The sequence below is a fragment of the Microbacterium sp. T3-8 genome (assembly GCF_055398145.1).
In genome coordinates this window covers 1,188,923-1,204,122 of sequence record NZ_AP027918.1, presented here as the reverse complement: position 1 = coordinate 1,204,122, position 15,200 = coordinate 1,188,923, and the positions used below count along the sequence as shown (strand labels likewise).

The 15,200-nt window shown below is 64.8% G+C and carries 8 protein-coding genes and 1 tRNA gene; 4 read left to right on the top strand and 5 right to left on the bottom strand.

The annotated features are described in order from the left end of the window. Positions 1 to 49: 49 nt before the first annotated feature. A complete protein-coding gene (locus ACZ5Y9_RS05670) occupies positions 50 to 3,712 on the bottom strand; it encodes a YobI family P-loop NTPase (protein ID WP_464472514.1) in 3,663 nt (1,220 codons plus the stop codon). Positions 3,713 to 3,902: 190 nt separating this feature from the next. Between ACZ5Y9_RS05670 and ACZ5Y9_RS05665 the strand changes: the two genes are divergently transcribed. The 3 genes from ACZ5Y9_RS05665 (at position 3,903) to ACZ5Y9_RS05655 (ending at position 5,789) form a co-directional block, all read left to right on the top strand. Continuing rightward, entirely contained in the window at positions 3,903 to 4,142 is a 240-nt protein-coding gene (locus tag ACZ5Y9_RS05665; RefSeq protein WP_464472513.1) for a hypothetical protein, read from the top strand. A 284-nt stretch (positions 4,143 to 4,426) separates the two neighbouring features. Beyond that, entirely contained in the window at positions 4,427 to 4,975 is a 549-nt protein-coding gene (locus ACZ5Y9_RS05660; protein WP_464472512.1) for a hypothetical protein, read from the top strand. Between the two features lie 268 nt (positions 4,976 to 5,243). After that, entirely contained in the window at positions 5,244 to 5,789 is a 546-nt protein-coding gene (locus ACZ5Y9_RS05655; RefSeq protein ID WP_464472511.1) for a hypothetical protein, read from the top strand. 49 nt (positions 5,790 to 5,838) lie between these two features. Here the strand turns inward: ACZ5Y9_RS05655 and ACZ5Y9_RS05650 are convergent. Together ACZ5Y9_RS05650 and ACZ5Y9_RS05645 are read right to left on the bottom strand one after the other, a co-directional pair. Continuing rightward, positions 5,839 to 5,923: transfer RNA gene (locus ACZ5Y9_RS05650), tRNA-Tyr, on the bottom strand. A gap of 86 nt (positions 5,924 to 6,009) precedes the next feature. Beyond that, positions 6,010 to 6,936 carry a carbohydrate kinase family protein gene (locus ACZ5Y9_RS05645; protein WP_464472510.1) on the bottom strand — a complete coding sequence of 309 codons (927 nt, stop codon included), beginning with the start codon at positions 6,934 to 6,936 and terminating at the stop codon, positions 6,010 to 6,012. Between the two features lie 75 nt (positions 6,937 to 7,011). Between ACZ5Y9_RS05645 and ACZ5Y9_RS05640 the strand changes: the two genes are divergently transcribed. Further along, positions 7,012 to 7,608 (top strand): hypothetical protein, encoded by a 597-nt coding sequence (locus ACZ5Y9_RS05640; protein ID WP_464472509.1) that lies wholly within the window; start codon positions 7,012 to 7,014, stop codon positions 7,606 to 7,608. An 81-nt stretch (positions 7,609 to 7,689) separates the two neighbouring features. Here ACZ5Y9_RS05640 and rpoC read toward each other — a convergent pair whose 3' ends face one another. Next, positions 7,690 to 11,565 carry a DNA-directed RNA polymerase subunit beta' gene (rpoC, locus tag ACZ5Y9_RS05635; protein WP_247623213.1) on the bottom strand — a complete coding sequence of 1,292 codons (3,876 nt, stop codon included), beginning with the start codon at positions 11,563 to 11,565 and terminating at the stop codon, positions 7,690 to 7,692. Positions 11,566 to 11,646: 81 nt separating this feature from the next. Beyond that, entirely contained in the window at positions 11,647 to 15,147 is a 3,501-nt protein-coding gene (rpoB, locus tag ACZ5Y9_RS05630) for a DNA-directed RNA polymerase subunit beta (RefSeq protein WP_247623214.1), read from the bottom strand. Between the last annotated feature and the right edge of the window lie 53 nt (positions 15,148 to 15,200).

Below are 15,200 nucleotides of genomic sequence, written 5' to 3'. Positions count from 1 at the left end.
CTGCTCGAAGCGCACCAGGACCGTGAGCCTAGAGCTCTCCTTAGGCCGGCTACTTCGTCCTCCGCGTGACATAGAGCAGGTCCCCGTCTCGGGTGATGTTCTTGACGATTCCTGCCGCCCGCAGATCTGTAAGGACCGTCTGGGCATGCGGAGAATACGGAACCGGCGTGCTCTTGCCGTAACCGGGGTCCGCGAGCTTGGACCACGGCGACCCCAGGGAGCGAACGACGTCGCGGAGGTCGTCCCCGGAGACACCGTCACGGAACAGGGCCAGGAGGCGCAATGTGAGGTCAACACTGATGCCACCATTTCGAGAGCGCCGGATGCTAGCAATATTCGGGATGAAACCGCCCTTCAGCGCCCGCTCGGCATATGCCTGGTGGGCTGCAGCCGGCAAGGTCGAGTACGAGGAGAAAGCCTTCGCAACCGGGAAGTGCACGGACTTCAGCGCGTCGTCGGCAAGCAGCGACGATATGTACTTCGCGTCAAGGGTCGACGGGGAAACGAAGTCGGGGAAGTTTGTGGAACGGGAAATCGCGTACGCCTGAGTGTCCCAGTCGACCATCAGCCGCGATTCGAAGGCTTCCTCATCATCAGCAATCAGCCCGGATTCGATCAGCTTCCCGATGAGCTTGCCAGAGCGGGGCTGCACCTCCGATGTCGAAAAAACACCCGGGTCGAGCGAGGTGGCCAGGGTCACCCGCCTTCCTGCGGTGAGTTCGTCGGAGGGGGAATCGATGATGGCAAGGGCGAGTTCCGCGCGGACATCATCATCGGCGCCTGGCGAGCCCGCGAGGCTGTCCACAGATGCGAGAGCCACCGCAATGTCATCGTCGACTTCGTCCCGGTCTTCGAAGTAGGCGTAGACGTTCTCGAACGACACCTCTGCATGTCCGTGACGGAAGAGCGGGTCCCACGTTACGGACGGGACGTTCTCAATCTGGTCGATCTTGCACCGAGGGTGCGCCAGTTCAACGACCCCGGCGCACGCGGCGTCATCGGTGGAGCCAGCGACAGTGAGAAACTTCTTCAACAGTGCGGGCGACGTCACCGAATGCGATGTCGCGTCCGACTGCTGGCACGCGTCGAGGTAGGCCCGAGGACTCGCGGCGACGACTTGCACAATGTATGGGTTGACCTTCGCCAGGGCGTCGAGGGACAAATCGGTGCCGCCGGTAAGTTGCTCGAGGTTGGCCTGCGTGACTGCGTACGAACCGGTCGTCCGGAGTTCCTCGATGGCAGCATCCGGGAGTCCCTCCAACGACGCCAGCACGGCTCCGACCTCACGGACGAACTTGACCGTCGTCCTCGCAGCATCTGCGGGAGCGTCTGCGGCGAGTGACGGGAGGTCTCGGTAGCCGGCTTCGATACGCTGCCGCAACGTCAGGGGATACGCGTAGCCTCGGTCCGAAGCGCGGTGTGCGATGGCGACGTCGAGCAACGTGATCAGGTCGGCACCGTCCACGGCCGTCGACGCCATGAGGTGTACGAACACCTCACTCCATTGCGATGTCAGCAGGGCGACGAATTGTGCGGTGGACGCACCCGATTCGAGGTATCGGTCGACGAACTCTTCGGCTTCCGGCTCGGAGACGAGACTGGAGATGACCGTCTTCGCATCGTCGGTCCTCGACTCCAACAGATGATCGAGAATGCTGACGTTGAGCATGCTCTTCTCGGTGAGCACCGACGTGCCTTCGCTCCATATGATGGCCTCGACATCGAGCGCGTCGAGCTCGAAATCGGGGTCCGCTTTACGTTGGTCGACGAAGCGCATCACGTAGGTCATCGCCCGCGGCAGAACGACGTCACCGTAGAACGATGACACGTGCAGTGGGAAGTAGGAGGTGATGTAGCCGTGGACCACGAGATCAGCGGCGAGTCGCGAGGGGAGCACACTCTCCGCCCATCGAGCGAAGCCCCAACCGTCAGGCGCCTGCTGCGCGCGAAGGGTGTATTGCTTGGAATCGGCGAGATCGGCCCACCGCATGCGTGAGAGCGCGGCAATCTCCTCTTCCTTCTCTGTGATGCTCCTTTCCGCGCGGGCGTCGGCTGTCGCCGTGAACGCGTCGACATCGACCGACATGCCCGTCAACGTCTCGATAGTTGCGGCGGACAACTCCATCTCTTGGGTATTAGGCCCGTAGTAGCCAGGCATGTGCGCGACAACGATGAGCGGTTTGCCACCCGGGACGAACGTCTTCCAGAATTCCGGGGACCGAAGCTCCTCGTCGCTGACGGGGGTTCCCTGGTATGACAGCGTGCCCGATACCAGGCCGCTGTTGGGAGCGCCGGCAAGCGCATCGACACGCCTGACGAGCTCACGCGCCAGCGACGCCGCGAAGTCGTGAGTGTCCTCCTGGCGGCGCAAACGACCGCGGAGCTCTCGAGCTTCGCCGCGCAGCCTGTCCGCGTTCGCGCGGATCAGATCCCGGGAGATGCCCCACAGCGTGTCCAAGGAGCTGGAGCCGTGACGGATCTTCTCGAAGTCGGACATGTGGGCGTTCTTGAACAGGACGATTGCGAACAGCCTGTCCGGATCCAGCTCTGGCACCGGGGTAGGCACGTCGAGCAACCGGTGCTTGAAGACTTCGTACTCGTTGATGATGTTGTGTATGAGGCGCATGTCGGCAAGGTGACGGGCAGCAAGGTCGATGAGATCCTTCGACACCTGGTGGCCTCGGTCCTCCAGCTCGCGGGACATGAGGTCCCGAGCATTGCGGTGCGTGATAAACGGCACGACGGGGACCACCAGCTCGAAGAATTTGGTGCGGTTCGCTCGGACAAGTTCTGCACGCGCCTCATCGGTTACATCGTCGTTGAATTCTCTGCCGAGCTTCTCGAAGACGCTGTCCCGGACCGCGTATATGAACCGGATGTCCCGACCACCGAGCTGCTTGGCGGAGTTGAGTATCCCGTTCAGCGAGTGCAGGGACTCGAAGATGTTCGGGTCGTTGAACCGGTCGAGGTCTTCGATGATGACGATGTCGAGATTTCTGTTCGTCTCGAAGAAGTAGATGATCTCGTCGAGATACTCGTCGAAGTAGCTCGCTGACCGCGAGGGCAAAGTGATGGTGGCGGGACCGGCGGTCACCTTGTCGATCGAGACGCGACCTCGCAGGAGTGCTCTCACCAGGAGCACCAGGGTCGCCGCAAGCGCGGCGATAGCGATGAACAGTGCGACGACACCGAAGTAGTGAGGCCGATCCACGAAAGCGATGCCGAATGCGGGGGCCGCGACGACGTCCAGACCGACGAGGAGTCCGAGGAGGACGACGAGGACTCCGGCAGCTGCAGCGAAGCCCGCCTCGACCCAGCGGTTGTGCCCGACGATCCGGCGGAACCGAGACCCTGGAGCCTTCGTTGGTTTCTGGGTGTACAGGAGCTGCTTAACGATCTCTTTCTGGATCCGATTGGTCTTCGAAGACGCCGCGGGGTTAGTCTCCGTCGACGTCGATGTCCTCTCAGGAACCTCATCTTTGGCCCCGAGCGTTAGAAGCGACACTTCGACAACACGCTTCGGATATCGCGTCGCCACCTCGCTCAGGACACTGCTCTTGCCCGCGCCGTAGGTACCGGCGAGAGCGATGTTATGAACCCAGGGTTGGTCGTCGATGGTGGATTTAAGGATGGTGAAGTACGTCCCGTGAGCGGCGAAAGAGTACTCCGGCGCCAGGGTCCTGAGCTCCGGAGCAGCTTCGTCCAGGCGCATCGGCGTCTTCTGTCGTAACCTCATGACTCCCCCGTTCCACGCGGACAGCTCGCACGGCCGCCCGAGACCAAGGCTGCTATGCCTCTTCTGTGATCCTATGAGCGGACTCCGACATCGCGCGGACGCGGCCCGCCTGGACGATGCGCCGGCCCTCACTTTTGCTGGCTCCCGGAACGATCCCGACGCTCTCTTGTGGCCAGGACGGCGCAAGGGTGGCGCTCCGGGCCGTCGCGCTCCGCTGAGCTACGACGTGCCGCCGCGCCACGAGTCGATCCACAGCGGCCATGTGCGCCCGGCGATGGAGGAACTCGGCATCCGGCCGCTGGTCTGGTACGCCTTCCGCCACTTCTACGCTGCCACGGGCGACACGATCCACGACCTAGCACGGTGGATGGGCCACGAGAACTTCCAGCTCACGTACGACACCTAAATGCACTTGTTCCCCGACTCGCACGACATGGTCAACCCCGATGTGGTCGCGGCGACCGCCCTGGTTGTGAGGGTTACGGCGCTCAGGAGCTAGGCGAGCGCAAATCTCGCACCCGCCAGCGATGTCGGACGTGCCGTGTACAGTTCGCTCGCAAACCACACACACCACATCTCTACATTGAGACCCGACATTGTGTACACCAGAAGTGTTCACATCGGAGCACCCGAACCCGAGTTAGGGTTTGGTGCTTGAGTTGTGTCGGGTGGTGTGCCACACTTGTGGGCATGACCCAGGACCCGCTCCGTACCACCCTCGATACGCTCCGCTCTGAGCGTGTCCAGGCTGAGATTCGCGCGATCGAACTGGACGAAGAACTCCAGGCGGTCGCCCAGCGGCTCACGCACCTGCGCGGCGCGATCGACAGTATCGAGGCCTTGCTCGGCATCCCCAGCGTCGAGGACGAGGCAGTCATCGACGATGCCACCGATGACGAGGAAAGCTCCTCGGGTCCGGCGGCCAGGGAGATCGACTTCACGAACGTAGGGGACGACCCTCGGTACCAGCCCGCAGCGAAGAAGCGCGTGCCGTCAACCATCTGGGTTGCGGAGGTGGTCGAGCGTCTCGGACGGCCCGCCGACCGCGACGAGATCTTCAAGGCCTTCCGCCACTACAAGAGCTTCCCCGACTCGTGGACCAACCCCCGCAATTCAGTTAATAATGCACTCGCACGAGCGGTAGAGCGAGACCTCGTCTTGAAGTTAGAGGACAACCTCTTCGCCCCTTTGAACTACAACCCGTTCGAGGACTACACCCGAGATCGCGAGGAGTCGTGATGGCTAGGTAGGGATTGGCCGGGGTCCAAAGTCGCCGGACGCGGTGATCCCGGTCTACCGGCTCAAACGGAATTCCAGTTCCCTTGAGTCGCAGCCTCGGAGGAGGTACAGGCCTGCGCTGGCCTGAGGGACGGTGACAACCTTCCCGAAGTCTACGGCCCGACGGGACCGTAGACAAGCGCCGAGAGGGGCATCCACAAACGGGTGCCCCTCTCGCTTTGCCCAGCCGTACGTCGTCACAGGCATCCTCACGCTCTACTGTGAGTGCATGCCGTCGCCTTTACCGAGTCCAATCGTTGTCCAGCTCGCGCCCGACACTGCGTCGACCATCATCGCGATCGTCTCCGCGATCATCGCGCTCCTCGCCGCAGCATTCACCGCCTATGCAGCCGTCCAAGCCGCACGCGCGGCGAGAACGGCCCGTGATGCGTATCTGAACGACGCGGCTGATCGCCGTACCCGCCAGGCGCAGCACGTACATACGCAAATAAGCCCGGTCCTCCACAGCAAGGATGAGGTCAGCGCGACCGTGGCAATACAGAACACCAGCGACAGTTTCGTGTTTGACATCGAGGTGAGCATTGACCTCGTGGGCAACGAGCTTTCGATCTTGAAGAAGCAGGTGCTGTCGAACCACGTATCGATATTGGAGACAGTCCATATACATCGAGACGAGTACGTGAAGGACGCTGCCGCCATAATCCGCTTTACCGACTATGCAGGGATCCGGTGGGAGCGTCGGGGTGGCAACCCACCCGCAGAGATTCAGTCTGGCGAAGCTACCGGGGATCGCCTAGACGACCTCCGACAATGACAGAAGCCCGGAGCTCGCGATACTTGCGGGATTCCGGGCTTCTTCTGTCTGGTGGCGAGTGAGGGATTCGAACCCCCGAATGCAGTGCAGTCTGATTTACAGTCAGATCCCTTTGGCCGCTTGGGTAACTCGCCAGAGCGCACCCGTCCAACTTGAACAGCCAACCGGGGGCACGAGTATTTATAGTACCCGCCGAACGCCGGTGGATGAAATCGAGCTGTCAGCTGCCGTGCACGCCGCGCGTCGACTCCGCGAGCGACTCGGGAGTGCGCAGCAGACCACCCTCGGCGCGGCACGTGGCCGCCGCGATGTCCATCGCCCGATGCAGCAGCGCCTGCCACTCCTCCGCCGCCTCAGGACGCGCCCCGACCAGCCCCGCGGCAACGGCCGCGAGGGTCGCATCCCCCGCTCCAACTGTGTCGACGATCGGCCCCGGCAGCGTCGCGATCGGCGCGGAGATCGTCGCGGCATCCGTCTCGATGACCGCACCGTCGGAGCCCGCCGTCGCCAGCACCGCTCGCACGCCGAGACCGCGCAGACGCGCGCGCAGCGCGACGAGGTCGCCGTCGTAGAGCAGCGTCGCATCATCGGCGCCGACCTTGACGATCTCGGTCGCCGCGGCGAGGCGCTCGAAGCCGCGAACGAACTCCTTCCGGTCGCTGAGCATGCCCGAACGCGGATTGGGATCGATCGCGAGGCGCGCGTCGCCGACGGCATCCGCCAGCGCGTCGACCTCGGCCGGAACATCGAACGGGAAGCAGCTGATCGCCACGAGATCCGAGTCGGCGATCGCCCGCCGCGCGGCATCCGAATAACGGATGCTGCGCCGCTGCGCCGCCTCGTTGAAGACGTACTCCGGCTCGCCACCGGCGGAGCGCTGCACGATCGCGCGCGACGATCCGTGCGGGGCCGGCTCGGCGATCAGCGTGACTCCGTGGTCGTCGAGGTACTCCCGGATGTGCGCGCCGGCCGCATCGTCGCCCACCATCGCGATCAGCGTCGTCGGCACGCCCAATCTGCGCAGGCCCACGGCCACGTTCAACGCGGCCCCGCCCACCAGTTCGCGGATGCCCGCCTCATCGCGGATCTCGTCGATCAGGGCGTCTCCGATGACGACCGCGGATCGGGAAGAAGTGTCTGTGCTCACTCGCCCGACATTACCGCGCCCCGCCGTCATCGTCCGCTCGCACGGCTCGGGATGACCGAGGAGTACGGTGTGGCTATGAAGGCACGCTCCGTTGCCGCCGTCGCGGCCCTCCTGCTCATCGCCGGCCTCACGGGCTGCGGCGCCGCCTCCGACGGCGACGGGGGCTCCTCAGCCTCTCCGTCGCCCTCGGAATCGGAATCGCCCACCGAGTCGGCATCCTCCTCCCCCACCCCGTCACCGACACCCACCGCCGCCGCCGTGGCGCTGCCGACCGACTGCCGCGCGATCCTCTCGGAGGACGTGCTGTCGCAGCTCGGCGAGACGCCGCTCAACGACGCCGCGTTCGGACCGTCGGGCGTCGGCCCGAACGGAACCCTCACATGCATCTGGCGCGACCCCGGCGCCGACACCACCGGCCTCGTCACCACGATCGAGCGCATGAACCGCGGACCCGCGCTCGATCTGCTCAATGATCTGGCCGACACCGAGGGCTTCAGCTGCTTCACGCCCGACGGCGGTACCCGCTGCGAGAAGACCTGGCAGAACGAGCAATACCCCGTGACCGACGGGCGCACCCTCTTCTGGCGCGACGGCATCCTCATCGACACCCAGTACTCCAACCTCGCGCCCACCGGCTACACGGCCAGCATCATCGCGAGCATCTTCGACTAGGCATCCGCCCGCTCGGATGCCGGGCCGGATACGACGAAGGCCCCGGGGAGAACCCCGGGGCCTTCGTTCACTCACTCACACTCAGTTGTACGTACCGGGCGTGATGTCGTCCGTCGAGAACGCGTCGAAGTCGACGTAACCGAAGTCGCCGTCGGCGTACGCACCGTCGGATGCGAAGATCCGGTTCGGGTAGCGCTCGCTCTTGGCCTCTTCCGTGGCCTCGACCGTGACATCGCGGTACTTCGAGAGACCGGTTCCGGCCGGGATGAGCTTTCCGATGATGACGTTCTCCTTGAGACCGACCAGCGGGTCGCGCTTGCCCTGCATCGCAGCCTCGGTGAGCACGCGGGTCGTCTCCTGGAAGGAGGCGGCCGACAGCCACGACTCCGTCGCGAGCGACGCCTTCGTGATACCCATCAGCTCCGAACGGCCCGACGCGGGGCGCTTGCCCTCTGCCACGGCCTCGCGGTTGATCGCCTGGTAGCGCTTGAGGTCGACCATCTCACCCGGCAGCAGGGTCGTGTCGGCGTGATCGACGACGGTGACCTTGCGGAGCATCTGGCGGACGATGACCTCGATGTGCTTGTCGTGGATCGGCACACCCTGCGAGCGGTACACGCCCTGGACGCCGTTGACGAGGTAACGCTGCACCTCGCGGGCACCCATGACACGCATGACCTCCTTGGGGTCGAGCGTGCCCACCAGGATCGGCTGACCGACCGTGACGTGCTGTCCGTCCTCGACCAGGAGCGTCGCACGACGCAGAACCGGGTAGATGACCGGCTCGTCGCCGTTGTCGGGCGTCAGGATGACCTTCTTGGCCTTGTCCGTCTCGTCGATCGTGATGCGGCCATCGGCCTCGGCGATCGGCGACGCACCCTTGGGGGTACGAGCCTCGAACAGCTCCTGCACACGGGGAAGACCCTGCGTGATGTCGTCTGCCGACGCGGAACCACCGGTGTGGAAGGTACGCATCGTCAGCTGGGTACCGGGCTCACCGATCGACTGGGCCGCGATGATGCCGACGGCCTCGCCGATGTCGACGGTCTTACCCGTCGCCAGCGAACGGCCGTAGCACTGCGCGCAGACACCGACGGCGGAGTCGCAGGTCAGGACCGAGCGCACCTTGATGGTCTCGACACCCGCCGCGACCAGCTTGTCGATGAGCACGTCACCCACGTCGTCACCGGCGTCGGCGAGGACCTCGCCCTTGCTGTCGACGACACCCGAGGCGAGCGTACGAGCGAACACCGAGTTCTCGACGTTCGCATCGCGCACGAGCTCACCCTGCGAGTTCGGAGCGGCGATCGGGAGCTCGAGGCCCTTCGACGTGCCGCAGTCCTCTTCGCGGATGATGACGTCCTGCGAGACGTCCACCAGACGACGGGTCAGGTAACCCGAGTCGGCGGTACGCAGAGCGGTGTCGGCCAGACCCTTACGGGTACCGTGCGTCGCGATGAAGTACTCCGCCACCGACAGACCCTCGCGGTACGAGGAGATGATCGGACGCGGGATGATCTCACCCTTGGGGTTGTTCACCAGACCACGCATACCCGCGATGTTGCGGATCTGCAGCCAGTTACCACGGGCGCCCGAGGACACCATGCGGTTGATGGTGTTGTCCTCCGGGAAGTGCGCCTTCATCGCGGCCTGCACCTCGTCAGTCGCCTCGGTCCAGATCTTGATGAGCTCCTGGCGACGCTCGGCGTCGGTCGTGAGGCCCTTCTCGTACTGGGACTGGACCTTCGCGGCCTGCTTCTCGTAGCCCGCGACGATCTCGGCCTTGTTCGGCGGCGTCAGGATGTCGCTCAGGGCGACGGTCACACCGGAGCGCGTGGCCCAGTAGAAACCGGCATCCTTGATGCGGTCCAGCGACGCAGCCGTCTCGACCTTCGGGTACTCCTCGGCCAGCTTGTTGACGATCTGCGACAGCTTGCCCTTGTCGGCCTGCTCGCGGACGAAGGGGTAGCCCTTCGGCAGCGCGTCGTTGAAGATCGCCTGACCCAGCGAGGCGTCCACGAGACCGTGACGCTCGTACCCCTCGGGCGCTTCGCCCTCGAGGAACGTCAGACCCGGGATGCGGATGCGGATCTTGGCCTGCAGGTCGAGGGTTCCCTCGTCCTTCGCCAGGATCGCCTCGCCGACCGAACCGAATGCACGGCCCTCACCGGCTGCGCCCTCCTTGACCGTGGTCAGGTGGTGCAGACCGATGATCATGTCCTGCGAAGGCAGAGTCACCGGGCGGCCGTCGGACGGCTTCAGGATGTTGTTCGACGCGAGCATCAGCACGCGGGCCTCGGCCTGAGCCTCGACCGACAGCGGCAGGTGCACGGCCATCTGGTCACCGTCGAAGTCGGCGTTGAACGCCGCGCAGACGAGCGGGTGCAGCTGGATGGCCTTACCCTCGACGAGCTGCGGCTCGAACGCCTGGATGCCGAGACGGTGCAGCGTGGGCGCACGGTTGAGCAGCACGGGACGCTCGCGGATGATCTCCTCGAGCACGTCCCAGACCTCGGGACGGGTGCGCTCGACGGCGCGCTTCGCGGCCTTGATGTTCTGCGAGTGACCCAGGTCGATCAGGCGCTTGATGACGAACGGCTTGAAGAGCTCCAGAGCCATCTGCTTGGGCAGACCGCACTGGTGCAGCTTGAGCTGCGGTCCGACGATGATGACCGAACGGCCCGAGTAGTCGACGCGCTTTCCGAGCAGGTTCTGGCGGAAACGACCCTGCTTACCCTTCAGCATGTCGCTGAGGGACTTCAGGGCGCGGTTGCCGGTACCGGTGACGGGACGACCACGGCGACCGTTGTCGAACAGGGCGTCGACGGCCTCCTGCAGCATGCGCTTCTCGTTGTTGACGATGATCTCGGGGGCACCGAGGTCGATCAGACGACGAAGACGGTTGTTGCGGTTGATCACGCGGCGGTACAGGTCGTTCAGGTCGGAGGTCGCGAAGCGGCCACCGTCGAGCTGCACCATCGGACGAAGCTCCGGCGGGATCACCGGGACGACGTCGAGGACCATCGCGGCCGGGCTCATGCCGGTCTCGAGGAACGAGTTGACGACCTTGAGACGCTTGATCGCACGGATCTTGCGCTGGCCCTTGCCCTCGGCGATCTGCAGGTGCAGGTTCTCGGCCTCGGCCTGGAGGTCGAAGGCGGCGAGACGACGCTGGATCGACTCGGCACCCATGTAGGCCTCGAAGTACTGACCGAAGCGGTCCTGCAGCTCGTGGAAGACGTCGTCCTCGGGACGCAGTGCGCCGACCTCGAGCGTGCGGAAGTCCTCCCACACGCGCTCGAGCTTGGCGATCGCCTCGTCGGCACCCTTGCGGATGAGCGACATCTCCTTCTCGGCGGCGTCCTTGACCTTCTTCTTGGCGTCGGCCTTGGCACCCTCGGCCTCGAGAGCAGCGAGCTCCTCCTCGAGACGAGCGAGGCGCTCGGCGATCTTGGAGTCACGGCGGTCGCCGAGCGTCTTCAGCTCGAGACGGACGTTGTTCTCCTGGGTGCCCAGGTCGCGGTGACGAGCATCCTCGTCGACCGAGATGACCATGTACGCGGCGAAGTAGATGACCTTCTCGAGGTCCTTCGGCGCCATGTCGAGCAGGTAGCCCAGACGCGAGGGAACACCCTTGAAGTACCAGATGTGGGTGACGGGAGCGGCGAGCTCGATGTGACCCATGCGCTCACGACGGACGGAGCTCTTGGTGACCTCCACGCCGCAGCGCTCGCAGACGATTCCCTTGAAGCGGACGCGCTTGTACTTTCCGCAGGCGCACTCCCAGTCGCGGGACGGTCCGAAGATCTGCTCTCCGAAGAGGCCGTCCTTCTCGGGCTTCAGGGTGCGGTAGTTGATGGTTTCGGGCTTCTTGACCTCGCCGTAGGACCACGCGCGGATGTGGTCTGCGGTCGCCAGGCCGATGCGAAGCTCATCGAAAGTTGTGGACTCGAGCACTAGTTCTCCTGTGTCGGAAATTCTTTTTGAGAAGTCTGCTTCGGGGGGCCCGGGAATTGCGTCCCGGGCCCGTCCGAAGGATTAGATCTCGTCGATCGAGGCGGCCTCGAAGCGGCTGGAGATGTTGATACCGAGCTCTTCCGCGGCGCGGAACGCCTCGTCGTCGGTGTCACGGAGGTTGACCAGCGTGCCGTCGGCCGAGAGGACCTCGACGTTCAGGCAGAGCGACTGCATCTCCTTCATGAGCACCTTGAACGACTCGGGGATGCCGGGCTCCTGGATGTTCTCGCCCTTGACGATCGCCTCGTAGACCTTGACGCGGCCGAGGATGTCGTCGGACTTGATCGTGAGGAGCTCCTGGAGGGCGTACGCGGCGCCGTAGGCCTCGAGGGCCCACACCTCCATCTCACCGAAGCGCTGTCCACCGAACTGCGCCTTACCACCGAGCGGCTGCTGGGTGATCATCGAGTACGGACCCGTGGAACGTGCGTGGATCTTGTCGTCGACCAGGTGGTGCAGCTTCAGGATGTACATGTAGCCCACCGAGATCGGCGCCGGGAACGGCTCACCGGAGCGGCCGTCGAACAGCTGCGTCTTTCCGGACGAGTCGATCAGGCGAACGCCGTCGCGCGTCGGGAGCGTCGAGTCGAGGAGACCGGAGATCTCCTCCTCCGACGCGCCGTCGAACACCGGGGTCGCGACCTTCGTACCGGGAGCGGCCTCGAAAGCCTGCTCCGGCAGACGCACGGCCCACTCGGGGGTGCCCTCGACCTTCCAGCCCTGCTTGGCGATCCACCCGAGGTGGGTCTCCAGCACCTGGCCGAAGTTCATTCGACCCGGGATGCCGAGCGGGTTCAGGACGATGTCGACCGGGGTTCCGTCCGCGAGGAACGGCATGTCCTCGATCGGGAGGATCTTCGCGATGACGCCCTTGTTGCCGTGACGGCCGGCGAGCTTGTCGCCCTCGGTGATCTTGCGCTTCTGGGCGATGTAGACCACGACGCGGCGGTTGACGCCCGAGCCGAGCTCGTCGTCGCCGTCCTCGGCGTTGAACTCCTTGACGGCGATGATCGTGCCCTGCTCACCGTGGGGAACCTTCAGCGACGTGTCGCGGACCTCGCGGCTCTTCTCGTTGAAGATCGCGCGGAGCAGACGCTCCTCGGCCGACAGCTCGGTCTCGCCCTTCGGCGTGACCTTGCCGACGAGGATGTCGCCGGGGCGGACCTCGGCACCGATGCGGATGATGCCGCGCTCGTCGAGGTCCTTGAGCAGCTCCGGGCTGACGTTGGGGAGGTCACGGGTGATCTCCTCCTTGCCGAGCTTGGTGTCGCGCGCGTCGACCTCGTACTCCTCGATGTGGATCGAGGAGAGGGTGTCGTCCTTCACCAGGTCCTGGCTCAGGATGATCGCGTCCTCGAAGTTGTAGCCCTCCCACGTCATGAACGCGACGAGGAGGTTCTTTCCGAGGGCCAGCTCGCCGTTCTCGGTGGCGGGGCCATCGGCGATGACCTCTCCGACCTCGATGCGCTCGCCGGCGGTGACGACGACCTTCTGGTTGTAGGAGGTGCCCTGGTTGGAGCGGTCGAACTTGCGCAGGTGGTACTCCTGCGTGCCGCCCTCGTCGAGCATGACGACGACGCGGTCCGCGGAGACCTCGGAGACGACACCGGCCTTCTCGGCGGTGATCACGTCACCGGCGTCGATGGCCGTGTAGCCCTCCATACCGGTTCCGACGAGCGGCGAGTCGCTGCGCAGCAGCGGCACGGCCTGACGCTGCATGTTGGCGCCCATGAGGGCGCGCTGCGCGTCATCGTGCTCGAGGAAGGGCACGAGCGAGGTCGCGACCGACACCATCTGGCGCGGCGAGACGTCGATGTAGCCGATCTCCTCCGGGAGGAAGAGGTCGACCTCACCGCTACCGCCCTTGGGGCGCGCGAGGACGTGGCTCTCGCGGAAGCGACCCTTGGCATCGAGCGGGGCGTTGGCCTGCGCGATGTTGAAGTCGACCTCTTCGGAAGCCGTGAGGTAGTCGATCTGGTCGGTGACGACGCCACCCTCGACCTTGCGGTACGGGGTCTCGATGAAACCGAACGAGTTGATGCGCGCGAACGTCGCGAGAGCACCGATCAGACCGATGTTCGGGCCTTCCGGGGTCTCGATCGGGCACATGCGGCCGTAGTGCGACGGGTGGACGTCACGGACCTCGACGCCGGCGCGGTCACGCGAGAGACCACCCGGGCCGAGCGCCGAGAGACGACGCTTGTTGGTCAGACCCGCGAGCGGGTTGTTCTGGTCCATGAACTGCGACAGCTGCGACGTTCCGAAGAACTCCTTGATCGCGGCGACGACGGGGCGCACGTTGATCAGGGTCTGCGGCGTGATCGCCTCGATGTCCTGCGTGGTCATGCGCTCGCGGACGACGCGCTCCATGCGCGACAGACCGGTGCGGACCTGGTTCTGGATCAGTTCGCCGACCGCGCGGATACGACGGTTGCCGAAGTTGTCGATGTCGTCGGTCGCGAGACGGATCTCGGCCTTCTTGCCGCCACGGATGCCCGAGAACGTCTCGGTGCCCGCGTGGATGCGCACGAGGTACTTGATCGTCGCGACGATGTCTTCGACCGTGAGGACCGAGTCCGTCAGCGGCGCGTCGAGACCGAGCTTGTGGTTGATCTTGTAACGACCCACCTTCGCCAGGTCGTAGCGCTTCGGGTTGAAGTAGAAGTTGTCGAGGAGCGCGCGGGCGGCCTCGGCGGCGACCTGCTCGCCCGGACGCAGCTTGCGGTAGATGTCGCGGAGCGCATCTTCCTTCGTGACGATGGTGTCCTTCGCGAGCGTCTCCTCGATCGAGGTGAAGCCGGCGAACTCCGCCAGGATCTCTTCGCTCGTCATGCCGAGGGCCTTGAGGAAGACGGTCACCGACTGCTTGCGCTTGCGGTCGATGCGCACGCCGACCTGGTCGCGCTTGTCGATCTCGAACTCGAGCCACGCACCGCGGCTCGGGATCACGCGCGCCGAGACGATGTCCTTGTCGGACGTCTTGTCGGGCGTCTTGTCGAAGTAGACACCGGGCGAACGCACCAGCTGCGAGACGACGACGCGCTCGGAGCCGTTGATGATGAACGTGCCCTTGCCGGTCTGGAGCGGGAAGTCGCCCATGAAGACCGTCTGGGTCTTGATCTCACCGGTGAGGTGGTTCATGAACTCGGCCTCGACGTACAGCGGAGCGGCGTAGGTCTTGCCACGCTCCTTGCACTCCTCGATCGAGTACTTCTCGGGCTCGAGGTACGGGTTCGTGAACGAGAGCTGCATCGTCTCGCCGAGGTCCTCGATCGGGGAGATCTCCTCGAAGATCTCGCCGAGACCGCTGATCTCGTTGACGTCGGTGCGGCCGGCCTTCTTGGCCTCGGCCACGCGGGCCTTCCAGTCGTCGTTGCCGACGAGCCAGCCGAAGGACTCGGTCTGGAGGGCGAGAAGGTCGGGGACCGTCAGCGTGTCGGAGATCTTGGCGAACGAGAGGCGGGAAGCTCCGCGTCCGTTCTTGGTGGTGGTGGATGTGGATGCGTTGCGAGCAGCAGCCAAGGGAATAACCTCCGTGAGCCCCGCAGGGCTTCTCGATTCCTTTGTCGTCAGGT

Excerpts from the sequence above, each read along its gene's own strand:
- ACZ5Y9_RS05660 (WP_464472512.1), top strand. The coding sequence starts at position 4,427 with ATGACCCAGGACCCGCTCCGTACCACCCTCGATACGCTCCGCTCTGAG.
- ACZ5Y9_RS05640 (WP_464472509.1), top strand. The coding sequence starts at position 7,012 with ATGAAGGCACGCTCCGTTGCCGCCGTCGCGGCCCTCCTGCTCATCGCC.
- ACZ5Y9_RS05655 (WP_464472511.1), top strand. The coding sequence starts at position 5,244 with ATGCCGTCGCCTTTACCGAGTCCAATCGTTGTCCAGCTCGCGCCCGAC.
- ACZ5Y9_RS05670 (WP_464472514.1), bottom strand. The coding sequence starts at position 3,712 with ATGCGCCTGGACGAAGCTGCTCCGGAGCTCAGGACCCTGGCGCCGGAG.